Annotated in this window: 25 protein-coding genes and 1 pseudogene; 10 read left to right on the forward strand and 16 right to left on the reverse strand. The window is 57.7% G+C overall.

Features of this window, described 5'->3' with window-relative positions; genetic code table 11:
* Positions 1-884: 884 nt before the first annotated feature.
* A complete protein-coding gene (locus tag DCO57_RS17350; RefSeq protein WP_116700173.1) occupies positions 885-1,391 on the reverse strand; it encodes a type II toxin-antitoxin system VapC family toxin in 507 nt (168 codons plus the stop codon).
* The gene (locus DCO57_RS17355; protein ID WP_116700174.1) at positions 1,388-2,467 is read right to left on the reverse strand and encodes an XRE family transcriptional regulator; all 1,080 of its coding nucleotides are present in this window, start codon (positions 2,465-2,467) and stop codon (positions 1,388-1,390) included. Before DCO57_RS17355 ends, DCO57_RS17350 begins: the two co-directional genes overlap by 4 nt.
* Before the next feature lie 107 nt (positions 2,468-2,574).
* Between DCO57_RS17355 and DCO57_RS17360 the strand changes: the two genes are divergently transcribed.
* The gene (locus DCO57_RS17360; protein WP_116700225.1) at positions 2,575-2,799 is read left to right on the forward strand and encodes a DUF2188 domain-containing protein; all 225 of its coding nucleotides are present in this window, start codon (positions 2,575-2,577) and stop codon (positions 2,797-2,799) included.
* A 17-nt stretch (positions 2,800-2,816) separates the two neighbouring features.
* On the forward strand, positions 2,817-3,026 hold the full coding sequence (locus DCO57_RS17365) for a hypothetical protein (RefSeq protein ID WP_116700175.1): 210 nt from the start codon (positions 2,817-2,819) through the stop codon (positions 3,024-3,026).
* 552 nt (positions 3,027-3,578) lie between these two features.
* On the opposite strand, the gene DCO57_RS17370 is transcribed toward DCO57_RS17365, so the two are convergent.
* From DCO57_RS17370 to DCO57_RS17395, 6 genes are all read right to left on the reverse strand, one after another.
* Positions 3,579-3,878, reverse strand: a complete 300-nt coding sequence (locus DCO57_RS17370; protein ID WP_116700176.1) for a CcdB family protein — start codon at positions 3,876-3,878, stop codon at positions 3,579-3,581.
* The gene (locus tag DCO57_RS17375; RefSeq protein ID WP_116700177.1) at positions 3,878-4,111 is read right to left on the reverse strand and encodes a type II toxin-antitoxin system CcdA family antitoxin; all 234 of its coding nucleotides are present in this window, start codon (positions 4,109-4,111) and stop codon (positions 3,878-3,880) included. Before DCO57_RS17375 ends, DCO57_RS17370 begins: the two co-directional genes overlap by 1 nt.
* Positions 4,112-4,252: 141 nt before the next feature.
* Positions 4,253-4,678, reverse strand: coding sequence for a hypothetical protein (locus tag DCO57_RS17380; protein ID WP_116700178.1), 426 nt, complete (start codon positions 4,676-4,678; stop codon positions 4,253-4,255).
* A complete protein-coding gene (locus DCO57_RS17385) occupies positions 4,671-4,913 on the reverse strand; it encodes a type II toxin-antitoxin system Phd/YefM family antitoxin (protein ID WP_116700179.1) in 243 nt (80 codons plus the stop codon). Before DCO57_RS17385 ends, DCO57_RS17380 begins: the two co-directional genes overlap by 8 nt.
* Before the next feature lie 440 nt (positions 4,914-5,353).
* Positions 5,354-6,238 carry an ImmA/IrrE family metallo-endopeptidase gene (locus DCO57_RS17390; RefSeq protein WP_116700180.1) on the reverse strand — a complete coding sequence of 295 codons (885 nt, stop codon included), beginning with the start codon at positions 6,236-6,238 and terminating at the stop codon, positions 5,354-5,356.
* Entirely contained in the window at positions 6,235-6,588 is a 354-nt protein-coding gene (locus tag DCO57_RS17395; protein ID WP_116700181.1) for a helix-turn-helix transcriptional regulator, read from the reverse strand. Before DCO57_RS17395 ends, DCO57_RS17390 begins: the two co-directional genes overlap by 4 nt.
* Before the next feature lie 132 nt (positions 6,589-6,720).
* Between DCO57_RS17395 and DCO57_RS17400 the strand changes: the two genes are divergently transcribed.
* From DCO57_RS17400 to DCO57_RS17415, 4 genes are all read left to right on the forward strand, one after another.
* Positions 6,721-8,019: a nucleotidyltransferase gene (locus DCO57_RS17400; RefSeq protein ID WP_116700182.1), complete on the forward strand. Its 1,299-nt coding sequence runs from the start codon at positions 6,721-6,723 to the stop codon at positions 8,017-8,019.
* A complete protein-coding gene (locus tag DCO57_RS17405) occupies positions 8,009-8,503 on the forward strand; it encodes a hypothetical protein (protein WP_116700183.1) in 495 nt (164 codons plus the stop codon). Before DCO57_RS17400 ends, DCO57_RS17405 begins: the two co-directional genes overlap by 11 nt.
* Positions 8,493-9,542, forward strand: coding sequence for a CBASS cGAMP-activated phospholipase (locus tag DCO57_RS17410; RefSeq protein WP_116700184.1), 1,050 nt, complete (start codon positions 8,493-8,495; stop codon positions 9,540-9,542). The genes DCO57_RS17405 and DCO57_RS17410 overlap by 11 nt, the downstream gene beginning before the upstream one ends.
* A gap of 413 nt (positions 9,543-9,955) precedes the next feature.
* The gene (locus tag DCO57_RS17415) at positions 9,956-10,912 is read left to right on the forward strand and encodes a helix-turn-helix transcriptional regulator (protein ID WP_116700185.1); all 957 of its coding nucleotides are present in this window, start codon (positions 9,956-9,958) and stop codon (positions 10,910-10,912) included.
* A 100-nt stretch (positions 10,913-11,012) separates the two neighbouring features.
* Here DCO57_RS17415 and DCO57_RS17420 read toward each other — a convergent pair whose 3' ends face one another.
* Positions 11,013-11,453, reverse strand: a complete 441-nt coding sequence (locus tag DCO57_RS17420) for a hypothetical protein (RefSeq protein WP_116700186.1) — start codon at positions 11,451-11,453, stop codon at positions 11,013-11,015.
* 197 nt (positions 11,454-11,650) lie between these two features.
* Positions 11,651-13,009: a plasmid replication protein RepC gene (gene repC, locus DCO57_RS17425; protein ID WP_133192700.1), complete on the reverse strand. Its 1,359-nt coding sequence runs from the start codon at positions 13,007-13,009 to the stop codon at positions 11,651-11,653.
* A 536-nt stretch (positions 13,010-13,545) separates the two neighbouring features.
* On the opposite strand from repC, the gene DCO57_RS17430 reads away from it, so the two are divergent.
* Positions 13,546-14,421: a M48 family metalloprotease gene (locus DCO57_RS17430; RefSeq protein WP_116700188.1), complete on the forward strand. Its 876-nt coding sequence runs from the start codon at positions 13,546-13,548 to the stop codon at positions 14,419-14,421.
* Positions 14,422-14,482: 61 nt separating this feature from the next.
* On the opposite strand, the gene DCO57_RS17435 is transcribed toward DCO57_RS17430, so the two are convergent.
* The 6 genes and pseudogenes from DCO57_RS17435 to DCO57_RS17460 form a co-directional block, all read right to left on the reverse strand.
* Positions 14,483-14,758 carry a type II toxin-antitoxin system RelE/ParE family toxin gene (locus DCO57_RS17435; protein WP_116700189.1) on the reverse strand — a complete coding sequence of 92 codons (276 nt, stop codon included), beginning with the start codon at positions 14,756-14,758 and terminating at the stop codon, positions 14,483-14,485.
* Positions 14,751-15,044 (reverse strand): type II toxin-antitoxin system RelB/DinJ family antitoxin, encoded by a 294-nt coding sequence (locus tag DCO57_RS17440; protein WP_116700190.1) that lies wholly within the window; start codon positions 15,042-15,044, stop codon positions 14,751-14,753. Before DCO57_RS17440 ends, DCO57_RS17435 begins: the two co-directional genes overlap by 8 nt.
* 247 nt (positions 15,045-15,291) lie before the next feature.
* Positions 15,292-15,591: pseudogene (locus tag DCO57_RS17445) on the reverse strand (AAA family ATPase); the annotation flags it as partial.
* A 25-nt stretch (positions 15,592-15,616) separates the two neighbouring features.
* Positions 15,617-16,030 (reverse strand): response regulator, encoded by a 414-nt coding sequence (locus DCO57_RS17450; protein WP_116700191.1) that lies wholly within the window; start codon positions 16,028-16,030, stop codon positions 15,617-15,619.
* 167 nt (positions 16,031-16,197) lie between these two features.
* Positions 16,198-16,821 carry a response regulator gene (locus DCO57_RS17455; RefSeq protein WP_205756197.1) on the reverse strand — a complete coding sequence of 208 codons (624 nt, stop codon included), beginning with the start codon at positions 16,819-16,821 and terminating at the stop codon, positions 16,198-16,200.
* Positions 16,818-18,812 (reverse strand): ATP-binding protein, encoded by a 1,995-nt coding sequence (locus DCO57_RS17460; protein WP_133192701.1) that lies wholly within the window; start codon positions 18,810-18,812, stop codon positions 16,818-16,820. The genes DCO57_RS17455 and DCO57_RS17460 overlap by 4 nt, the downstream gene beginning before the upstream one ends.
* Before the next feature lie 284 nt (positions 18,813-19,096).
* Here DCO57_RS17460 and DCO57_RS17465 point away from each other — a divergent pair, with 284 nt between their 5' ends.
* From DCO57_RS17465 to DCO57_RS17475, 3 genes are all read left to right on the forward strand, one after another.
* Complete coding sequence (locus DCO57_RS17465; RefSeq protein ID WP_116700193.1) at positions 19,097-20,662, forward strand: arylsulfatase; 1,566 nt, start codon at positions 19,097-19,099, stop codon at positions 20,660-20,662.
* Between the two features lie 76 nt (positions 20,663-20,738).
* Positions 20,739-21,725, forward strand: a complete 987-nt coding sequence (locus DCO57_RS17470; protein ID WP_116700194.1) for an HAD family hydrolase — start codon at positions 20,739-20,741, stop codon at positions 21,723-21,725.
* A gap of 10 nt (positions 21,726-21,735) precedes the next feature.
* Complete coding sequence (locus tag DCO57_RS17475) at positions 21,736-22,722, forward strand: formylglycine-generating enzyme family protein (RefSeq protein ID WP_208978011.1); 987 nt, start codon at positions 21,736-21,738, stop codon at positions 22,720-22,722.
* Positions 22,723-23,230: the final 508 nt, after the last annotated feature.

Consider the following 23,230-nt stretch of genomic DNA (forward strand, 5'->3'; position numbering starts at 1 on the left):
CGTTAAAAGGCTGCAAAAGGGGATAACAGTAGAAAAAGTGCATAAATACTAGAAACGAGAACGCTCAAGACACCCGGTGTTAGGATATTGACAAACGCACGAATCTTGAATCGTGAACTTGGCGCGAGCTCAGCAAGGGGCATCGCGCCGCAATTCGAAAAACCGGACATGAACCCTTGGTTGAATCGACGGCGGGGAAAGGGAGGGTTTCGGAGCGCCACTTTTAGTCTGGCCAACGACGATAGTCAGCGATCACTGCCAGGTGTCCGGTGATTGTTCATCGTGTCACGGTCGAGCGACAAACTTTCAAGTTGTTTGCTGTGGCACCGGGAGCATCGGAAATAGGCCGCTGCAAGGCTGACCGGCAGATCCGCAATCAACTTGGTTGGAAAACATGCCGGCGGAAATTGTATCGAGCGTCCGCAAGAACGGCACTGCACAACGAGCCAGCGTCCGCTTTGTTTTATGTCTGCGATGGTTTCCATATTGATAGGGGCCATTGTGCGGCGGGACTTTCGTTCTTGTTATGTTCTAGACCTAAAAGCCGTTTCTGAAAACCGTCCGTGAACGCCCGCGCTATTAATTCGCTGCTCCTGCGTGCACGGATCTTTGAAACGCCACAACTTCAGGCGACTCGGTTCCGGGTTGAGCAGCCGGTCGGTCAGGCCCGCGCAGTCAGGCATTCGACAAACTGAGACCATGTCCCAAAAGCCGACATTCATTCGAAATGCAGCAAATTCAACGGATGGCGGACAGCGGTCTTTCGCTGCGGTCGCAATAGATTCTTCGACCACCGCAAAAACGGACCTTGGAGATGTTCGACCTTTGACAGACAAGGGCTAATGCGCCCGTCCGAGCAGGCCAAGGCGGGTGAACAGATTGTGTCACTCTGTTAAGCGGCGCAGCCGCTTGTCGATCTCAGCAGGGGGCAGGAATACCGCATCATCCGCCCGCCAGACTTGCAGGGCGGAGATGAGAAGTTCGACCTCGCAGACTTCGGCGGCGTGCAGCTCGTCAATGATCCAGAGAACGCCATGAACGCGCACGGCCCGCGCCGTGGCCACCTTCCGCAAGAGATTGTCACCCGTGAGGAGGATTCCGTTCTCCTGGCAGGTTGTCGTGACAAGGGCGAAGCAGTCATTGGCCGACAGGCGGCTATGCTCGCGCTTCAGCGCAAATACCTGACTGACTTCTTCACTTGGCAGGTCATAGGTGACGAGGCCGCTGTCTTCGAGCATTCGCCACTCCTGCGCCGTGAAGTCGAGGAGTTCCTCCTCGCGGATCGGTAGGGGAACGATGAACCGATAGGGCAGCCGCAACAGGACATGCAGCAACTCCCCCTTCTTCAGGTCGATCAGGCAGGAGGCATCATTGACGACAACACAGGTCACTGGACACGCGGCCCCCTGATGTCGCGCTCGATAACGCTCAAAGGGAGGCCGAGCATCTGTGCCGCCCGCACAGGCGAAATCATCTCTTCGCCCAGAGCGCGCCAAACGAGGCGTTCGAAGCGCTGCGGCTTCTCGAAAGCCGCGAACCCCTCGCCGGGACCGATAGGCTGCGGTTCCTCGCGCCGCCAGCCGCGCGCATAGGTCTTGAAAGCATATTCCACGGCGCTTTTCGACAGGATGCCCACCTGGCCGAGGCGCACGAGCATCGCGGCGGCGGAGACGCCATAGGTGCGCTTGAGCCGCATGATCTCGATCCAGGTCATGCCGTGGCGGTTCTTACCCGCTTCCGCTTCGAGGTGTTCGCGCGGAATCAGGAACGCCCCCGCAAAGCGGTGCATGGAGGGTTCCTTCTTCAGCGCGGCATTGCCGGTTTCGATGATGATGCGGTGCGCGAGCTCATGAGCGAGGTTGAAGCGCTTGCGCTCGACATTGGTGTGCCGCGAGACGACGATCACTTCAGTCGGCGCGCCTTCCGCCCGTTCGACATGACAAGCCAGCCCGTTGATCCGTTCGGGAAGGTCGGCTTCGATGACCTTGAGTCCCTTGTCTTCGAGCAGGGCGGTCATACTCGGGATCGGGTCGATCCCAAGCTTCCACTCCCGCCGCACTTCCCGCGCCTTGGCGTCGATGGCCTCCTCATCGGCGACCTGATCCACGCGCAGCGCGGCAAAGGGGTCTTCGGCGGCGTGCAGATCGAGGATGTCCTCGATGGCGAGATAATCTTCGAGTTTCTCGATCACGATGGCTTCGGCCATCGCCCGATCCTGCGCCGAGGCGGTCGAGTTCTTCCGCCACTCGACGCTTTCCAGGGCCTCGACCTGTCCGCCGAGCAGGAAGTCGAGCGACACGCCGAGCGCTTTGCCGAGGCCGACCAGCACCGATGAGGACGGCATCATCTTGTCCGCCTCGTATTTGCTGATGGCCTGCGCTGACACGCTTGGGGTTACGCGCTCCGCGAGCGCTTGCATGGATAGACCCGCCCGCTTGCGGGCAAGTCGCAGTCTTTGTCCGAACATGGTCCTCTCCCGGCGATTACTGTTTGGTTGATAAGCGCCATTATTTACTGTATATATAAACACAAGGTTGGCGAATCGTCAACCGAAATCGACATATGAGGTTTGAAATGTCTAAGAAAAATCAGCATGTTGTGCCGCATGAGAACGGTTGGGCAGTGAAAGGGGCGGGCAACGAGCGCGCGTCTTCCGTCCATGGCACACAGCGCGAGGCCATCGCGGCCGCGCGGGAATCCGCTATTCGCCAGGGCAGCGAGATGCTGATCCACGGCGAGAACGGTCGCATCCGCGAGCGTAACACCTACGGCAACGATCCCTTCCCTCCGAAGGGCTGACACGAAAGGAAAAGCCAATGGTTGGCATCGAAATGCGGTTCAATGGCCGCAAGATCACGTCCGCATCGCAGCTTCAGCGAGAGCTGACGTGCAGCATGGAGAAGCAGCTCGAAGACAACCTGAAAAAGGCTGCCGGTCCCGGCGTGCGGATGAAGAAGACCCGCGATGGATACACCTTCGAGGGCTCGCCCGATCAGATTGAGCGCATGAAGAAGCGGCTGCGTTGACGTGGCCGCTGAAGCCGCACATAACGTCTTCGCCTCCCCAACTGGATCGCCCCTCAGGGTGGTGATCATCAACTCCAGTCGCTGAACCGCCGCTCGTAGCGGGAGACAGGAGTTCTTTGTTTGCAGCCATTAACAGTATTGGTAATTCTGTTTACTCTCGGCACCGCCACACACCGACGATCGCGAAGTTGGAGCATTGAATTCCCATCGCGAGCAGAACCTATGCCGGAGAAAGTTCTCACTACCGAACCTGATCCATCCGCTGGACTCGTCAAATGCCATGAACGTCCGCTAAACGGGCTGCTACTGTAGCGTCGCGCACCAAAGGCGAGTGGCAGGATTGGGCCGGAAGCGTCGACGCATTCAGGGCTGATGAATGTCAGCTAACCTCAAACGGAGCACGCTAGGCGCCAGTCCGGTCCCAGCCCATTCGAGCCGTTTCATGACAGAGCGCTGCGCAGTCAGGCGGAACTGGCGGCCAGCCACTTTTCCTGCGCGGTCCGGGTGCGGCCGCTGCTGACAACGGGATAGTGGGATGGCCGCTCCGTGGAATCAGAACCCCTGCAAAAGCGTATCGAGCGCGCGGGTGATCTCCGGAAAGCATTCGGCCAAATCACCAACGGGCTCGCTCAGTTGCTTTGCTGAAACCGCTGCCAGGAACTGCGTCACCATCACATAGGCCTCGCCGTCGATTGTGAAGACCGGGTTCAAAAATCTCGCCGGTGTCGGCGCGTCGGACTTCGGCAAAAGCGGCACGACGACCCTGGTGTTCAGGGTGTCGAGAATGTCCGCCTGCACGTCCAGAACCAGCACATTGCCCGGTTCAAGCCGATAAAGATGGTTGCGCGCCATCAGAACAAGCGGTTCCTGGCAAGCGGCAATCCGTGGTTTTCGACAAAGTCGTTTGAGCTTTTCAGCGACGCCTGGTTTTCCTGCTTCCACTGATCCGCCATCGTTTTGGAAACCGCCGAACGGATCCCGTCCTCGGCCGCCTGGGAGATGTTGATCCCGAGATCCTTGGCGGACCGAACGAGCACCGCGTCTATCGTCAGGTTCGTTGACTTGCGGGCAGATGATTGAGCCATAGCGCCAACTCCGATGATGTGGAAACCGATTTAAGATTAAGCTCTGAAGCGCGCGCGGTCAATGCGCGCATTTCATGCGCATAATGTTTATTATGGAATATTTTTTGACCAACTGGTTAAATTTGCTTTTGCAATGACAGCCTATCTCCGAAGAATGCGGACCGACTTGCGGGCCTTGATCGCTCTCACGAGCTCTGCTTGGACCTGCTTGGTAAACCTGATGCTGAATGCGCCGATCCGGCCGCCCGGCTCAAAATAATATGAGCGCTCAGGCATGTCGGAATTAAACTCGTCGCAGATCACCCAAAGCCTCAATTGTTCATCGAGCCCGGCGCGCTTTTTCTCGATTTGCGGCACTTCAACAAAGTGAGATCCGGTAACCGGTTCCTTGGTTGTGACCGGCACCAGGATCACTTCCGTCAGATTGTCTTGCTTGCGGTTGACGAGCGCCAGAGCACAGGGCCTGGCCTTCCGGCCTTCGGTTTCACCGTGGTCGGCTTGCCAGGCCCAAAGATAGGGATATTCCCAAATGTCTCCGACATTTGGACTGCCTTGCCGATCAGTCATTCTTTATGCTGTCTTCCAAAGCGGAAAGCAGATCAGCAGCATCGGCATCGGACAACTCCGACACATGCACCGCCTTTCGGGTATCCTTCTTCTGCTGCAGGCGTTCGAATTCCTCAGCTGAAAGCATCACGAAGCGAGATTTTCCGTGCCGTTGAATAGCGACGGGCTCCTGCGCGGCGGCGGCAAGAACATCGCCGGTCTTGTTGGCCAGTTCGGTTGAGCTGAAGGCACGCATGGCAGACTCCCATTGAGTTTAGACAAAATCACTATATTAGCTATTTTGGGTAAAATCAACATTTCCAGAGCCAAATAGGTGCCTTTCCAACCAAATCCTGCGGTTAAAGAAATGGGCCGAATGGCGCGGACAACGGACTGGCGGGTTTCTTGCTCAGCTTGGGCTTAGCCGACATTCGCCGGCCCAGGATGCGTTGGCAATTCCGGCCCTAAGCTGCCGTCAAGCGATGCCTGGATGAGTGGCCGCTATGCGCCCTCATCTCGGACGTTCGAGGCTTTGCGACGCCTGCCCGAAACCAGACAATATCAAAGCGCAGCAGATCGGCGCTTATCGGCGACGTGAGAATTTGCTCCTTGTCCGCAGGCACCAGACTTCTGCTTCGGCAGAAGGGAACCGACGTGCTAATTACCCTGCCGATTGTACCTAGCGTGACTAATTCGTTATCGCCGGAAACGAGGCGTCCAACTCTCGACGAGGCTGTCTTCATCGTCCTCGCCGACCTCGTCATCGTCATACTGGCCGATGCTGTTCGAAGACAGGACTGTCAGGACCTTTCCGTAGCGCCCCAAGCCGACGGATTCCTCTGATATTGCGGCGCGGGTCGTACCGCCGAGCCAGTCCCGCACATCGGTTTCGTCGCTCAGTCGATCTCCGGTGGCAATGCGATCGGGGTCCGCTGCGAGCGTTGCCGTCGCGGTGCCCGTCGGCAGCGGTGTACCTTTGCGAATCCAGTCCAGTTTCGGCAGCGCCTTCATGGCATCCGACATGAAGCAGTAATCGATGATGCCGTCGGTGCTGACAATGATGGCAACGGCGGCGTCGGACAGCTCAGCGAACCGAATGGCCGTCGCCGTGCGCGAGGTTACGCACAACTCGGCCATCTGGTCGATCGCATCCAGGCCGGGGTCGAACCGGTCCATCGCCTTGCGAAAGGGCGTTTCCGGCATCAGCAGTCCGGCAGCGAAGTGATCAGCCTCCAGCTCATAGGGGTCGTTGGTCACGAACCCGGCGCGCGAGACATGCACGCCGTCCTTAATGACCTGGTCGATATGGCCCGGCAGGAAATAATGGCCGAGTTCATGGCTGACGCTGAAGCGTTGAAAGCCGGGGCTAGGAATATGAGTGGCAAAGACGATGCCGAAATCATTGCCGTGCCGCAGCAGCATCCCGGATACGCCCTCATGTTCCGCGGGCTTGCCCTGGACCACGATGTCACGGCTCTCCGCGATCGCGAAAGGATCGACCGGCAGCGTCGAAATGCCTTCATCCCGGAGGAACGCTTCCGCGGTCTGCCGGGCGAGTTTCAGGCTGAATATCCGGCTCATGGGTCCTTGTCCTTCTTCGCGTTGCGCTTGGCGAGCATCTCCAGAAAGCCCTTCGCGATCTCGCGGTCGCTCCCGGTCAGCTTGCCGATGTCGCGGAAAAGAGGATCCCCCGCCTGCGCCAGTTCCGGGCTGTCCACGCGTCCCAGCAGATAGTCCGTGGTAATCTCCAGCGCATTGGCGAGCCGCCGCAGCGAATCAAAGGACGGCTTACGGCCGGTCTCGAAATGGGCGATGGAGCTGGCCGGCATGCCGGCGCGCGCGCCAAGCTGCTCCTGGCTGTAACCCCTTAATTCACGTGCACTTTTCAACCTTTCGCGGAAGATATCGCTGGGGCTTTCACTATCGGTCATGTCTTCTCCGTCATGATAAACTTGACGCCTGTTTATCGGCGCCCTATTTTTATAGACATGTATCTCATGTCTTTTCCGACATGAGCAAGCTAAATCCCAGCGGCTCCGTCACTCCAGAAGGAACTTAAAGATATGTCCGGACCGGACCCTTTTCATAAAACTGACGCCCTCGATGAAGTGCTTCTCGATGTGGCAGCGCTGATCGAACTCAGCTCGCACGACCGCAAGGTCGCCGAAAACCGCTACCGCCGCCTCAAGACCCATCTTGAGCGTCGCGGCAGCTCCCTCGCGCCGTATCTGATCGACGGTGTCAGCCTGATCTACGCGCAGGGCTCGATCGCCACGAGCACGACCATCCTCAGCGGGACGGATGACGACCGCTTCGACGTTGACGCCATCGTCGAGATCGACGTGCCCGCCGACTGGGACAACAGCCGGGCGCTCGACATCCTGGAAGAGTCGTTGCAGGGATTTCCGGGCATCAACAAGATCGTGCGCTGCACCCGCTGCGTACAGCTCCAGTTTCGGTTCATGCACATGGACGTCACGATTCTCGACCGGCGGCAGCGCATCGCCGTGGAGAGGGCCGGCGAAATCTTCCATGCGCCCGACACCGGTCCGGCGTTGCGGGTGCCGTCCAACCCGTGGGGGTTCACCAACTGGTTCCGGGGTCAGGTCGGCGTCGGTCAGGAACTCTTCGCGGAAGCTCTGCGGCGCCACCGCGGCGCGGTTTCCAAAAATCGCCTGCACTATCTCGACGAGCAGGAGCGGCTGGTCGCCGCCAAGGCCGAGCAGCACGAGTTGCCGCCCATCATCCCCAGCGCGATCGATGCGCAAGAGGCCGTCGCGCTCAAGCTGCTGAAGCGGTACCTCAACCTTCACTACGAGGATTTGCCCCTGTCGCGGCCGCCTTCGATCTACCTGACCAAGCGCGCCGGCTGCGTGGGGTACATCCCGCTCGGCCTCAACGCGCAGCTCTATGCCCTGGCCGACAGTACGGCGAAGATCATGCGTCAGCATCTTGCGGACGACACCCGCCCGCGCGAAGAAAACCCCTCCTATCCGCTGGACCGTATCAATGACCGCTGGCCGCGGCCAGATGCCACCGGCGTTGCCGACATGAAGGCGCTGGCCGAAGCGCTGGAGCACCTTGCGGCACGGCTGGAATTCATGGCGAGGGCATCGCTGACCGATATCGCCAACACGATCGACGAGTTGTTCGGCGAGCGGATCGGCAGGGAACAGCGCGCCATCCTGATGGAGCGCTACGACCGCCGGGACCGGGCGGCACCGGTGCTTTCCGCGCCGCGCACCGGCGGCATCTATGCCCCGGCCGTCGTTGCCGCGCCGGAGCATTTGCGTGAGGTGCCGCGGCACAATTTCCATCCCTTCATTCTCGGCGCGCCGGCGGACGGCCCGGATGAAGACTGACGGCGCGCGCTCGCCCGACGCCCAGCTCAAGGCGATGGCCGCCCAGTGGCCGGACTTCCAGGGCCGGAGACTGGGGGACGGCACATTGGCATGGCGGGGGCCGCTGCGGCCCAAAGCCCGGCTGTATGAAGTGTTCCTCTTCTGGAAGCCGGGCGCGATGACGCTGCCCTATGTCATGGTCATCGATCCGCCGCTGGAACCGAGGCCGGGCAGCACCTTCGCCGAAATCCCGCACCTGATCTACGACGCGAACGATCCCTCCAGCTCCGGCCTGTGCTTGTTCGACCCCGAGGGCGGCGAGTGGTCCGCTGCGCGCCTGATCGCGGAGACGACTATCCACTGGACCGCCGAATGGCTCGCCTATTACGAGCTGTGGCACCTGACGGGCGAATGGCTCGCGCCCGGCGTCGGCTACGAAAGTGTGGCGCGCATGCACGCGGCGGATGCGCAGATCATCCGGGAGGTGAAGGCCGATGTTCACTGACCGCCGTGCCAACAGCCTGCCGACGCGCCGCGCGCGCCAGCCCTGGCCGTCGGACAGGCCATTCAAAATCCTCTCGCTAGACGGCGGCGGGATCAGGGGCATCTACACCGCCGAAATCCTGCGGCGTTGCGAAGAGAATTTCTGCGGCGGCGCGCCGCTGGCGCAGTATTTCGACATGATCGCCGGCACATCGACCGGCGGCATCATCGCCCTTGGCCTCGGGCTGGGCATTCCCACCCCCGAGATCACAGGCTTCTATCGCGAGGATGGACGTAAGATATTTCCGCCGCTGCCGGATGGATGGATCGGCCGAATCCGCCGGTTCCTGCGATCCCTCAACGGGCCGAAGCTGGTTCACGAAGAGCTGGAAGAGGCCCTGAAGCGCCGATTCACCGACCACCTTCTCGGCGACTCAATGACCCGGCTGGTCATTCCGGCCTTCATGATGCCGAAGACGGAAATCGCCGTTTTCAAGACCGACCATCACAAGGACTTCAGGAACGATCACGCGACCCCTATGTGGAAGGTGGCGCGGGCGACCTCGGCAGCGCCGACCTATCTCAAGGGGCTTGAGCACGAAAAAAGCGGCCGGATTTTCATCGACGGCGGCGTATGGGCCAACAATCCGGTCATGGTCGCGCTCGTGGATGCCGTCACCGCCTACGATATCGGTTTCGACCAGGTGGAGATTATCAGTATCGGCACAGGCAATGCGCCCTTCGCCCTGCGCAAACCCGACGTGTTCCGGGGGCTGATCGCGTGGCGGGAGGCGATCAAGGCGGCGATGTTCCTGACCACCGACAACGCGACCGCCCAGGCGAAGTTGTTGCTCGGGCCTGACCGTTGCCTGCGTATCGAGCCCGACAAAGCCGATTCGGCGATCGAGATGGACGACTATGACGAAGCGTTTACGCGCCTGCCGGACCGAGCAGCGGAGCATTTTGAGAGCAGGCGCACGGAGATTGCCTCGTTCTTCGGGGAAAAGGTGTTGCCGCGGGAAAGGCATTTTTTCCGAAGTAGCTTGTCCGGGCTAAAGTGAAAAACGCATATGAACTGGTGCAGCGCCTCGCCGATCGTGTTCAGCAAAACGCTGATTGGAGAAGGCCTTCCTGATTGATCTGAAGAGGGGCAACGAACGCCATACTCGCGACGGAAGCGGGAGTCCGGGTGTCCGGTTCGCGCAGCCCAATCTCCAAGTGCCGACTGTCTGGAGTCGGCCCCAGTCCGGTCGTTCGTTCCGACCGCTGCGAAAACCCGAAATCCGCCCTCTATAGACCTTCACTCACCGCGCAACGAACGGCTGATTCCATGATCATGTCCAAGAACATATTGTTGCGTCCGAGTTCGTAGCCGCGGGTCGTCGCGACAGGCGCAACAACAGAACCGCGTAACCAAAACACACATATTGCGTATGTCCAAAAAACACGCTAATCGTGTCACAGCACACATTAAATGCGTGAGACTGACATGAAGATAAAAGAACTGCGTGAAAAGATGAACTGGAGCCAAGGCGACTTGGCGAAACTGCTCAGCAAGACACAACAGACCGTGTCCAGGTGGGAGAGTGGAGCGACAGAACCCGGCATAGATGCGCTACGTGACATGGCAATGATTTTCGGGTGCAGCGTTGACGACATTCTAGGGCTCGAACGGGTAAGCCCGAGCAACAAGCTCACCGTTTCAATTCCACATGCGGATGCGCTGGCTGAAGAGTTCGACGGTTGTTGGGGGAACCTCGGTCTGAAAATGAGGGACCGAAAACACACCAAATGGTATCCGATTTCTGCCTCACAGCGCGAAAAGATCAGAGGCGCCCTGAACGGCGAAGTCCTTCAAACGCAAGTGAAGTGGTTCACTGTCACAACGCTCAACAATCGCGCACTGATCGTGAACCCGAAAGCAATGCGCCGGATCTGGCTGCTTGCGGAAGAAAACGACGAACCGGAGAACGGCGATTTTGTCGATGTCGGCGATGCTATCACGGGGTGGCCTCTCGAACTGTACCGCGGCCTTAGGGAATGGGCTTCTTGCGACGACGAGAAGGCCTGGCACACGGGCACTTCCGAAAAGTACCGGTCTGCCATCGCTGCCTTTGTCTCTGAAAAAGATCTGGACCAAGAGAGTGCGCTAGACCTTGTTCATAGCACCCGCATCTTCGACATCGACGGCAACGAAACCACCTATTGGGTGGACGAGCAAAATGCCTACGATGCGATAGACGCGATTGACGAGCACACAGGAGAGCCCCCGGCCGCATTTGAACTGTCCCATCAATTTGGCGAGTTTGAATCGTTCTTCCCCGCCAGCAATATCGCGCTGATTGACTTGCCGCTGCTCGACATCATCGACGTGCACAAGAGCATGTTGGAAGAATACGAAAACGACGCGCAAAAACGGGAAAATCACTAGGCGGTTGAACAAAATGAAACCCCGCCAGCGTCCGTAGGCGCTGGCGAGGATGTTGGTCCAGGATTCCCAAAGCAAATTTTGGGTTTGCAGCGCCTGGCGCTCACCGCAACTCGTTGAGCTTGTTTTGCAAGCGGGCCCCGTCCGGTGTCGCGAGCAAATTGAAAACGTCCTTGTTTGCCTCCTTCGGGTTCAGCACAAGCCAGTAGTCGCCCGTCACCCGGGTTTTGCCGCCCTCGGCCTGGAACGTGAGTTCAAGGAAGGAAACCGGCGCCCCCTTGGTCCGGTCCTTCAGCGGGTTGTTGTCGTTGACGTTGGCCGGGAGCGTCTTGTCGAAGAGCAACCTGCTGTCCGTTTCACGGGCAAGCTTGAAGCCAAGCGTTGGCCGCGTGAAAATGGCCTTTGAAGCGGCTTTGGCGGCCGCCACGTTCTTGGATGTTACGACGGTGGGCTTGTTTGCCTGGGAGAAGGTGGTTCCGCCATCGGTGGTCTGACATGCCGCCAGGAAGGCAGCCGCGCAGGATGCGATCAGGAATTTTCTCATAAGTTCATGGTCCTCGTGTTGGGGAGCTGGATTTCATTTGTTCCGTCGCCGGAACGGGGGAACGCTCTGTCAAGGTCGGCCGGGAACCCGGCCGCCGGCACCGGGGAGCCTTGACAGAGCGTGGGGGCGAGCCCCCTGCCCTTGGAATTTGTCTGGCGGACCACCAGTCCGCCGCGCGCCGCGTATCAGCCTGACCATCAGGTCAGTCCGCTTTCCGGCCGGGGCTGTTTCAAGAGCCCGAAGACGGATTTGTGAAGGTGGAGCTGTCCCCTGCCCGCCTTGGCGAGCATGCCGCGCAGATAGCCGCCGGGACTGGAGATGGGATTGTCGGGGTCGGTCATGCGCCGTTCGACGAGAACGATTGAGACGGCGGCCGCGGCCGAGCCGATCTCCCCTCGCAACTTCGCCCACAGGCTCGGGCTGACGCCGATCCAGGCAGCGGCGGTGGCGGCGGCCCTGTCCAGGGAGGACCAATTTCCCCTCCCCTGCCCGGCCTCTCCCGCAATCAGCTCGCGCATGAGTGAGCTGGCAACATCGGTCACCTGATCGAAGCGTATATGCTCGATCCCGGTCGCGCCGCCGGACCTTTCGGTATCCTGCCTGTCCTGCGCAGCTTTGGGAACATCGGGGCCTTGTGCCCGCTCCCTACTGCCCTTTTCCATGCCGCCCGCGTTAGCGGGCTCCGTTTGCCCGATAACTTCACCGCCGCCCGGCGATGTCCGTTCGCCACTACAAGTCCCTACAGGATTTTGCCTTGTATCTTCCGTATATTGGTGCCGGAAACCCTGTTCCGCCTGGGCGGAAATTTCTTGATCGAGAACGCAGGCCAAAGCTTGTTTCAGGCGCGCAATTTGGTCCTCCAACTCCAAACGAAGAGAACACACTGCAATCGTCGGCCAGGCCTTCTTGCTGAAACTCCGGCCAGGGATCCTTTGTAAGAGCTTTTCTGCCGCGCAGATTAAATCCGGGCCGAGGTCATGGGCATGCGCCTGGTGCGCCAGATAGCTCAGCACACGGCGCAAGGATCTGATGCGACCGATTTCGGAGCTGCGCAATTGAAGGTCAGCCGCATCCGCCTCGCCCATTTTTTCGATTTCCGCAAAACGTTCGATTAGAGGCGTGAGCACGATGCCGTAAGCATCGACGAGTTTTCCGGTCTCGTCGCGCTTGGCATATCGCCGGTGGTTTCCGGAATCGTTCCAGAGGATCAGGCCTTTCCGGGCAAGACTGGATTCGTAGTTTCGGATCGTGCGTTCCTCGACATCGAAGTGCGCCGCAAGGGTCTTGACCTGGGAGAAGGCAACCGGTGTTGCCCCCTGCTTCCAGTCCTCGGCCTGTGTCATGCAAATCTGAAATTCCAGATAAGCGAGAACCGCCGGCTTCAGGTCGAGCGCGCGACGCGCCCGTTTGAGGGCTTTGATCACGTCGATTTTCGTCTTGCCTTTTGGCAGACCGATCGCCGGGATGAGGATCCCCGATGAAAACGCGCGACGGTGTTTTGCAGCTTCTGCAGCGTCAATCCAATCCGGATGCGACGGGTATTCCAAGTTGCTCAAGTCCAACTCCGCCCCCCTACCCTGTGGTTGTGGATACACAATAGAAATCCGCCCGCAGAAATTGCGGCCGGGCTTGTCAAATTGTCCGGGGAGAGCTACAAAACCAGCGTTCTAGACTTACTTTGGTAAGGCTCTCCCCTGGATCCGACTCGTCGGGTCTGGGGGTTTCCATTTTTAGCCCCTGAACAGGGCCTTTAGTGTCCAATTCCATTCAAAATCACCAAATTGACGCGCTGCATTGCAACGAATCAGTTCAGCAACCTTGCGTTCTTAGGAGTGGCAATATTCGGGACGTGTTTCAATTTTGTTTGAGTAAGCGGCAGCTTTTTTTGCAACTTTTCTGTGAAACAATCTTAAATTCTACTAGCTACTATTAACTTACGATAATCCGTATACGATTGACAAAATTTTACTTATTTACCTTTCGCAATGTTTTTCTACTATATCTCATCACATCGATGAACGAAGAACAACAATTACTTGTTAGCCGTTGCAATCATTGATAGAATCTCTCTAGTCAAAAGGAGAGCCAAAAGATGACCCCCGCATTCAGGGTTGCAGTTATTGAGGTGACGCGTCTAATCGCCCTTGCAGCAGGGGCCGCATCAGCCTTTCTACTCACCGCATTTTCCATATCTTTGCTGAACGTGCCTTATTCACTTGTCTACGGCCCTCTGCCGTTCGAGGACTGGCAAATATTCACGTTCGCGTTCGCGGTCGCCGTGGCACCGGCCGTTTTCGTTGCCTACGTTCCGTCTTTTGCCGCCGGCGCCTTCGACATTCGTTTTTCAACGCGCAGACTGTCTCAGCGCGAAAAAGAACTCGTCGCCAAGGTCGAAGCCGTTCTGGAAGACTGTGCAAAAAAGAGCGGGATCAAACTGCCCCAGATCGTTTGGCGGGTTCAGGACATTGGTGAAATCAACGCCATGGCCTACGCGCATAACCGGGTGTGCTTCACCAAGGGCATCCTGCACAAGTATGGCGACACCCAGGCAGGCATCGAGCGCCTGGCCGGCGTTGCGGCCCATGAGATCGGCCACCTGCGAAATTGGGATACCAGGATCAACATGCTCCTGCACTACCTGACCTTGCCGGTGAATCTTGGCATTGGCCTCGCCAACACCACCATCAACCGCATTCCGATCATTGGCCTGATCTTCACACTGGCGACGGTCGTCTTCAGGCTTCCGTGCGACATCGCGCATTTCCTGAACGGATCCACGTCGCAGCTTCGGGAGTACCAGGCCGACAGGTTTGCGGGAAAGCTGATGAACGGCGTCGGGATATCGGAGTTTCTGGATGACATTTCGAACGTAAACCAACTGCCGGGCGACACGTTCTCCGACTGGGTCATGCGCACCCATCCGCCGACCGAGCTCCGACACGACGAACTGACGAAGGCGTCAAGCTGAGATCAGCCAGTTGGTGCTCAATTCGGCATGGCGTTATCAGCACCAAGCGCTCTAAAACCTGTCAGGGCCACATCCGGGCGACGTGAAGTACGCGCAGCACAGTGACCGCCGCTACGGTTTCGGCATAGACCACGACGTAGTTAGGCCGAACAACCAGCTCGCGTGTGCCCTCAATCCTGCCAGGGCGCCAGCGTTTGGGATGAGCCGGCAATTTGGCCACTTTGCTCTCGATTTCCTCAACCAATGCAAGAGCCGCATTCGGGTTGTCGTCCGAGATGTAATCGGCAATCGCCATTAGGTCCGCGATTGCCGACGCCTTCCATTCCCGTTCAGGCACGCTGCTTGCCGTCGATCATGGCGCGTACCTCCTGCATCACCTGGTTGTGCGGTGTAACTGGGCGCTGGTCGGCCAGAGCCTCCTGCACTTTGCTACGGAACCAGGCGTCATAAACATCCGGATCTGCGGTCAGCCCGGCGGGCAGTCCGCCTTCAGCAGCAACGCGCGTCAGCAGGATGCGCACTGCGTCTGACAGCGTCAGACCAACACCGGCAAGAGCATCGGTCGCTTGCGCCTTTAGCTGGTCATCCACGCGGACGTGTAGCATTGAGGTTTTGACAGGCATGGCAGAACTCCCCTTTCCAAGGAGAGTTTGTCTCTCATTTGAGATACAGTCAACCCGTTATCATGGCCCAAGAACTCTGTCTCCGCCCTCGCGTGGGTCACACGAGGCCATGGAATGTGAACAAGCCTAGGGTCCTGCGGCTGATCGGCATCGCAAGTTATTGAATTTGCTTATGCCGATAGGGTTACTCCGTGGAGCCGCTTCACAGAACAAGCAGTGTGCTCCTGTTTCGGGTGAGCTCCCCCCCAAAAATCGGACCCTTTTCGAACCTGAATTCCGATTTCCCGTTCGCCTGATAGAGAACTTTCGTTCCATTCACGTCGGCCGGCAGCAGGTCCGGCGTGAACTGTATGCGACTGAAGTCTGCCTCAAGGTTCTTTGCAAGCGCCTTGATAGCCCGTGTCTTGGCAAGACCAGGCAGGCCTTCGACAAGAAGATTTCCATTTGCCAGGAGACCGATAAGGAGACGATCAATCACGTCTCGCTGGCCAACAATGGCCGTTCCCATGCGTTCGCGCAGTTCGACGATCTGATCCCTGGCGCTCATCCCGTTTCTACCCCTTGCCGAATGGCTATCCTTTTCTGCCGAGAACGCTGCGCGGACCCGCCAGGTGCTTCTGATCAAGAATGGCGCGGAGGGTTTCGGCTATGACGTCCCGCTCGAACGGTTTGACGAGATAAGCAGTGGCACCGGCACCCATGCATCGGTCGCGTTTGCCAGGCTCGTCGAACCCGGTCATGATGATGACGGGCGGGCTTACATCTCTTCGCTTGATTTCCAAGAGCACATCCAGCCCGGTCATGCCGTACATGTGGTAGTCGGCAATCACGCAGTCGCCGGAATTCGAACTCTGTTCCGCCAGAAATTTCTCACCTGAATCAAACTCGAGTGTGCGGTAGCCGAAGGACTTGATGAGCCGTCCAAGTGCACGGCGAACAGCATTGTCGTCTTCAACGATTGCCACAATGGGAGCTGCGTCATCCATTGGAATCTTCTATATTAGATTGCAGTTGAAGTGTATTGGACCAGGGTCCAACCCCTTAGCTGCCCTTAATCGACAGACATCCAGCCAAGTGAGATAATACCTAAACAAGTCGATTGATCCGAAACCTTCCGAAGGTCTTGTCCTTGCCTGCATGAAGGAAAGCTTCGTCAGCCTGCGCTGAACAGCGTCCAGTCCCTCACTAGATCAGCGACGCTGTTCGCCTGCATCTTGTGCATTGCCCTGCCGCGATGAACCTTGATCGTCTTCAACGTCACACCGAGGTCTGCGGCAATCTGCTTGTTCATCTTGCCTTCCATCACGTGCAAGAGGACTTGGCATTCCCTGGTCGTCAGCTTTTCCAGGCGCATCTGAAAGGACGACCTGAATTTGGTGTCCTTCCTCGATAGTCGGTCTCGCTCAAGGGCGACCTGTACAGTATCCAGCAACTGATCCGCTGCGACGGGTTTGGTCAGAAAGTCGACCGCTCCGGACTTGATCGCGCTTACACTCAACGGGATGGTCCCATGTCCTGTGAGAAAGATCACCTGCCGCTTCATGTCCCCTTCAAGAAGGGCTTGATGAACGTCACAGCCATTCATCCCCGGCATCTCAACATCAAGGATCACGCAACCTGGTGCGCCTGCACTGTGGAATTTGAGAAAACTTTCAGCATCGGCGTAGCATTCGACACGGTATGCTTCGGCTTCCAGCAACCGGGTGAGTGCTATGCGGATAAGAGCATCATCATCGACGACGTAAACCGTTTCCGCTGCAAACTCCTGGCCCATCATTCACCTTTCATTTCCGGAAGGGTCAGGACGATCCGGACCCCGATTTCTCTTGTGCGATCAAATTCGAGCGTGCCGCCGTGAGCCTGGGCAATCGATCGGCAAATTGGCAGGCCGAGGCCCATGCCGTCGCTGCGTTGACTGACGAATGGCTCGAATGCGGTCTCCTGCATTTCCCTTGTCATGCCCGCACCGCAATCCGAAACCGCCAGAAAAGACTGCCCGTCGGGAGTATGTCCGGTCCTGATGTCGATACGCCGCCGGGACGGAGGCAGGTGTGACACGGCTTCTGAAGCGTTCAAAACCAGATTAAGAGTAATCTGTTGCAGTTGCGAAAAATTGGCGCGAACGGTTAATTTGTTCGCCGTGCTTGAAAAACTAGCGCTCGTTTGCCGGGCTGCAAGCTCGCTCTTTGCAAGTTTGAGTGTTTCTGTCACTGCAGCATTCAGGTTTACCGGCTTGCAGGAGACGTCCTTGTTCAAGAAGAGCTGGCGAAGTCCTTTCACGGATTCAGTCGCATGTTTGTCCGCGCTGGCAATGTCCTCGAGGATGCCCCTGATATCCTCCGGTTTCGCAGCTTTCCGATCCAGCATGCGCAGTCCCGCTTCGACATTCGTGAGGATCGAGGTCAAAGGCTGATTGAGTTCGTGCGCAATCGAGCCGGACAACTGACCGAGTTGAGAGACCCTGGACATATGAGCAAGCTGCAGACGTTCGAGAGAAAGTTCCTTTGACGTGCGTCTGCGCCATCTCTCCAGAAGTACCAGAGCAAGAATGGTTGCCGATTGCAGCAGGATGATCGCGAGGCCAATCACAATCTGCCAGCGGTATCTTTCCCAGAGCGAAGGTTCATAGTTCTCAAGGAGAGCATCGTCCGGGAGCAGTGCCTGGTCTATGTTCCAGCGTTCGACCTGCCGCCAGTCGAGTACAGGTTTGGCGCTTGAAAGCTTCAGATGTTCCGAAGGGCGTTGCCCCTGGATCAGCCCTTCGACCAGTTTGCCGACGTCCTTGCCGATGCCGACAAACGTTTCCATCTGGCCCCCCACTATCCCCGTCCCGACAAACGAGTCGTAGACGCCATAGGTGGGAACAGAAGCTAGAGGGATGATTTCCGCCGCAGCGTCGCGTGGAACAAATTTCCGGCCATCCGCATCGGTGAAGACTGTCAAAACAAGCAAAAGGCTGTCGTTCGGGAGCTCCGAAACGGCAACCTTGAAATCTTCGAGGGAAAGGTCCGACAGGTGGCTAACCGTCATGCCGGCATAGGTGGCTCCCAGTTTCGACTTGGCCGTGTCGCGCCAGCGATGATCGAATTCCGAAGATCCTGTGAGAACCACCAGACGTTTCGCTTCCGGGTGCAGCCGGGCCGCCAGATCAACGGTTTCCTGGACATCGAAACTATTCAAAATCCCATAGATCCGAGAGGTGTTCTGGATGTCATCGAAAGTGACTTGTGATACCGCCCCGGCAACGATTGGGATCCGGTCCGGGATCCATTCAAGCCTTCCAAGGGCAAACAACAGTGCACCAGGTCCAATTGCCACGATCGCATCAAACTGCATGTTCTCGTACTTGGCCGCCAGAAACGTCGCGATCCTGTCTTCGTGACCGGTGTCCTGGAACCTGACCATGTCCAGATATTCGCTATAAAGCTCGATTGCCGTCGAGTTTCCCTGATTGATCTGCTGCTGCAACCCCAGCGCGATTTCCCTGGCCGCGAACAAGGTGCTTTCGCTTTCGTAGAGTATCAGGACCCGCCGGACCTCCGCAGCGCTTGCCGGAGATACCAGAACCAGGTTCGCAATAGGGAAAGTTCCCAGAGAAATCACGGCCAGCAGCCGCATCACCGGCAGTAAATGTCTTGTTGCCCCAAGGTCCAACTTACTTGGCCTCGCAAGATTGCAGATACTTCTGGAGAAAGCAGATTGGAAAAAGAGCGGCACCAGACGGCTCCCAATTCCAGATCGATGATAACGCACCGGCGACCGTTTCATGACCCGGACCTTCAAAAGGGAGAAAATGAATTCAGTTCAGTCAGGCTTCAGAGCAACCATAAAGCGCATCACGTTGCGTCATGTTAATGTGTGTTTCAAGACCCTTAGATCAAATAGATGCACGCGGAATATTTGCTGCAGCGATAGCGCTACTCTCATGAAGATGATGATTGTCCGACAAATCCGGCCATTGGAATGGCCCCATCGATCAGTCGAACGGCAGATGGTTTAACCGAATTTTCGGACCCGTGAACCCTCGAGTGTTTGTTTGAAGGAGACAGGTAATGTGGAAATGGAAATTGGCGCAGGTCGCGCTGATCTGCGGCGCGGCGCTGGCGACGGCCAGTGGTGCCCAGGCCCAGGATCAGGCGAAGCCGAACATCCTGGTAATCTGGGGTGATGACATCGGCCAAACAAACATCTCCAGCTACAGCTTTGGGCTGATGGGCTATGAAACGCCCAACATCGACCGGATTGCCGCCGATGGTGCAAAGTTTACCGACTACTACGCCGAGCAGAGCTGCACGGCGGGTCGGTCGACATTCATCACGGGGCAGTCGACGCTGAGGACGGGGCTCTCGAAAGTCGGCCTGCCCGGCGCTGATGTCGGTTTGCAAGCCGACGATGTGACCATAGCCTCGGCTCTGAAGGACCTTGGATATGCCACCGGCCAGTTCGGCAAGAACCATCTCGGTGACAAGGACGAGTTTCTTCCCACCGCCCACGGTTTCGACGAGTTTTTCGGCAATCTTTATCATCTCAACGCTGAGGAAGAACCAGAGAACTTCAACTATCCGCAGGATCCGAACTTCCGCGAGCAATATGGCCCGCGCGGTGTGATCCGCTCTTCTGCCGACGGAAACATCGAAGACACCGGACCGCTGACAAAAAAGCGGATGGAAACGGTTGATGAAGAAACTTCCGCTGCCGCCATCGACTTCATGAACCGCCAGGTGGAGCAGGGCAAGCCATTCTTCATCTGGATGAACACAACCCGGATGCACTTCCGCACTCACGTGAAGGCGGAAAACCGGAGCGCACCCGGCCTGACCGCCTTAACCGAATATGCCGACGGCATGATCGAACATGATGCGATTGTCGGTCAGATCCTCGATGCTCTCGACCAGACAGGTATCGCGGACAACACGATCGTCATATACTCGACCGACAACGGTCCTCACCAGAACTCCTGGCCGGATGCCGGGACCACACCGTTCCGGTCCGAGAAAAACACCAACTGGGAAGGCGCATTCCGGGTCCCCGCAATGATCCGCTGGCCTGGGCACATTGAACCCGGAACTGTCAAGAACGGCATGTTCTCCGGTCTCGACTGGTTCCCGACGCTGTTGGCTGCTGCCGGCGATGCCGACATAAAGGACCGCCTCCTGGAAGGGACAACCATCGACGGGAGTGACTACAAGGTCCATCTCGATGGCTACAACCAGCTTCCCTACCTGACGGGGGAAACCGATGAGACTGCACGAAAAGAGTTCTTTTATTTCAACGACGATGGCGCGGTTGTCGCGTTGCGGTACGAGAACTGGAAAGTTGTCTTCCAGGAGCAACGGGCAAAAGGCACTTTGAACATCTGGGCGGAGCCTTTCACAGCGCTGCGGGTTCCCAAGCTTTTTGACCTGCGTTCCGATCCTTATGAACGGGCCGACCGGACCTCAAACACATATTACGACTGGCTGATGGACCATGTGTTCCTGTTGACGCCGGCACAGGTTGAAGTCGCGAAGTTCTTTGGAACGTTCGAAGAGTATCCGCCCTCTCAGCGAGCTGCGAGCTTCTCTGTGGACCAGATCCAGGATCAGCTCGAAAAGACACTGAGCGGCATGACCCGATAAGCGCTCGGCAAGCAGCCCGCGGGGAGCAAAACGCTCCTCGCGGGCCTGTCCGTCTCCTCCAAGCGTGAGAATTGTCATGCGCAGTATCATTGTTGCGGCCGTCTTCGCCATTTTGCCTTCTTTGTCGTTTGCCGACCCTTTGCCTTCGTGGAACAACACGGAAACAAAGCAGGCGATCCTGGAATTCGTCGAGGCAACGACAACGCCCGGAAGCGAGCGTTACCTCGATCCGGCGGCGCGGATTGCGACATTCGACAATGACGGCAACCTCTGGGCGGAACAGCCTGTCTATTTTCAGCTGATCTATGCTCTCGACAAGGCCAAGGCCATGGTCGCAGCGGATCCGTCCCTGGAAGAAAAGAGCCCCGGCATGAAGGCAGCGGCGGACGGGGACATGCAGGCCTTGCTCGCGGACGGGCACAAGGGGCTGCTTGAAGTCATGGCAATGTCCCATTCCGGCATGACGACGGAAGAATTCAAGGATGAGGTCGACAAATGGCTGGAGACCACGAAACATCCTGTAACCGGTCGACGCTATGACGAGATGATCTACCAGCCCATGCTGGAACTGCTCACCTATCTCAGGGACAAGGGTTACAAGACCTACATTGTTTCCGGCGGCGGGATCGATTTCATCCGCGTCTTCTCTGAAAGAGCCTACGGCATTCCATCGGAACAGGTTGTGGGCTCAAGCATCAAGGCGACTTTCGTCGTCTCGGAGGGCGATGCGGATACCGTGAAGAGCCCGGAACTCTTTTTCATTGATGACAAGGAAGGCAAACCGGTTGCCATCAACCATCACATCGGCCGTCGCCCTGTCATTGCCTCGGGTAACTCCGATGGCGACCTTCAGATGATGCAATACGCCACCCGTGGCGGCCGCAACGCTCTTGCTATCTTGCTGCACCACACGGACGCGGACCGGGAATGGGCCTATGACAAGGGCTCCAAGGTCGGAGGGCTGGACAAGGCGCTGGAGGAGGCCAACCAACGAGGCTGGGTCGTCATCGACATGAAGGCCGACTGGCGGACAGTGTTTCCGTGGGAACTGCAAAACAGGTAAGGAAGATTTCGTGCCTTCGTTGAAACAACTCGGGGTCTTGGGATCTGTTGGCTTGATCATATCGGGAAGCCAGGCAGCGACTGCCAACGGCGGTTTCGTCCGGATTGAGGGCGGCACCTTCACGATGGGCTCCAACGAGCATTACCGGGAAGAAGCGACAGAGCGTAAGGTCACTGTTGGTACGTTCCTTCTGAGTAAAGCCGAGGTGACCAACGCGAAGTTTGCCGCGTTCGTCGAGGCGACCGGCTATGTAACGACTGCGGAAAAAGACCTAGACGCCCAGCAGAACCCAAACCTGCCACAGGATCTCCTGAAAGCCGGGTCAATGGTCTTTGCCCAGCCGGATACCCAGGTCGACATCAGCGACTTCCACAATTGGTGGCGATACGTCAACGGGGCGAACTGGCGCCATCCTGCTGGCCCGCAATCTTCGATAGAAGGACTAGACGATCATCCGGTCGTGCAGGTATCCCCTGAGGATGCGGCTGCCTATGCTGAATGGGCCGGTGGTCGGCTGCCGACGGAAGCCGAGTGGGAATATGCGGCCCGCGGCGGCCTTGAGGGCGCTGAGTATACCTGGGGAGAGGATTACGATCCCACTGAGGGCTGGAAAGCCAACACATGGCAGGGGCTCTTTCCGAGCGTCGACACCAAGGAAGACGGACATCACGGCACGTCTCCAGCCGGCTCCTTTCCCCCGAATGGATATGGTCTTTACGACATGGCTGGAAACGTATGGGAACACACTTCGGACTGGTGGGTGCCTGGGCATCCAGATAAATCAGAAACAGATCCTGCAGGCCCTCCGAAAACCCTTGCCGCCAACTTCGCTCATCCGGCCGTCGGACCGATGAATGTGGTCAAGGGCGGTTCCTGGCTCTGTGCACCGTCATACTGCCTGCGATATCGCCCTTCTGCGCGTCAGCACGCGGAACGAAGCCTGGGTGCCAATCACATCGGTTTTCGAATAGCTAAAGACGTGACTGGCGAGCACTAGACTTTCTCATGATGAAACCACGTCGAAAGTGTCTGCTTTCAGGAAGCCCTGCGCATGCTATAAACCTACGCAATAAAAACTCAATTCGGGCATTTTTCGGTAACGCTTGTGACCCTCTCGCCGAACTAACAATTCTCCGCAACTTTCTATCGGTATCTGCCGCCAAGCCAGACGATCCGAGAAAGCGTCGCTAACGCACATCTTAGTTGCCAGTGCTGTTGGCATGGCCGGGCGGACACTTTACCCGCGTTTGGTCGCTGAGCTGCGACCAGCAATTACATGCAGAGGACATCGTCAATACGCTCATCCCGCATTAGGCGTAGGACAGTTCACCTCTAGATCCGGAATGCAATACCGGTCTTCTTTTCCGCCAGCTTGTCGAAATGCAGTTTCAGAACCTTGTGGTCGTCTTCAGCCGATGTCTGATAGCTGCGGTGGTCGGTATCCTTGACTATCAGGAAAGCTGCCGCCCAGATCCCGATCAGAAACCCCGTTTCGTCCCGTAGTT

The organism is Labrenzia sp. 011 (assembly GCF_003075075.1).
Lineage (GTDB): Bacteria > Pseudomonadota > Alphaproteobacteria > Rhizobiales > Stappiaceae > Roseibium.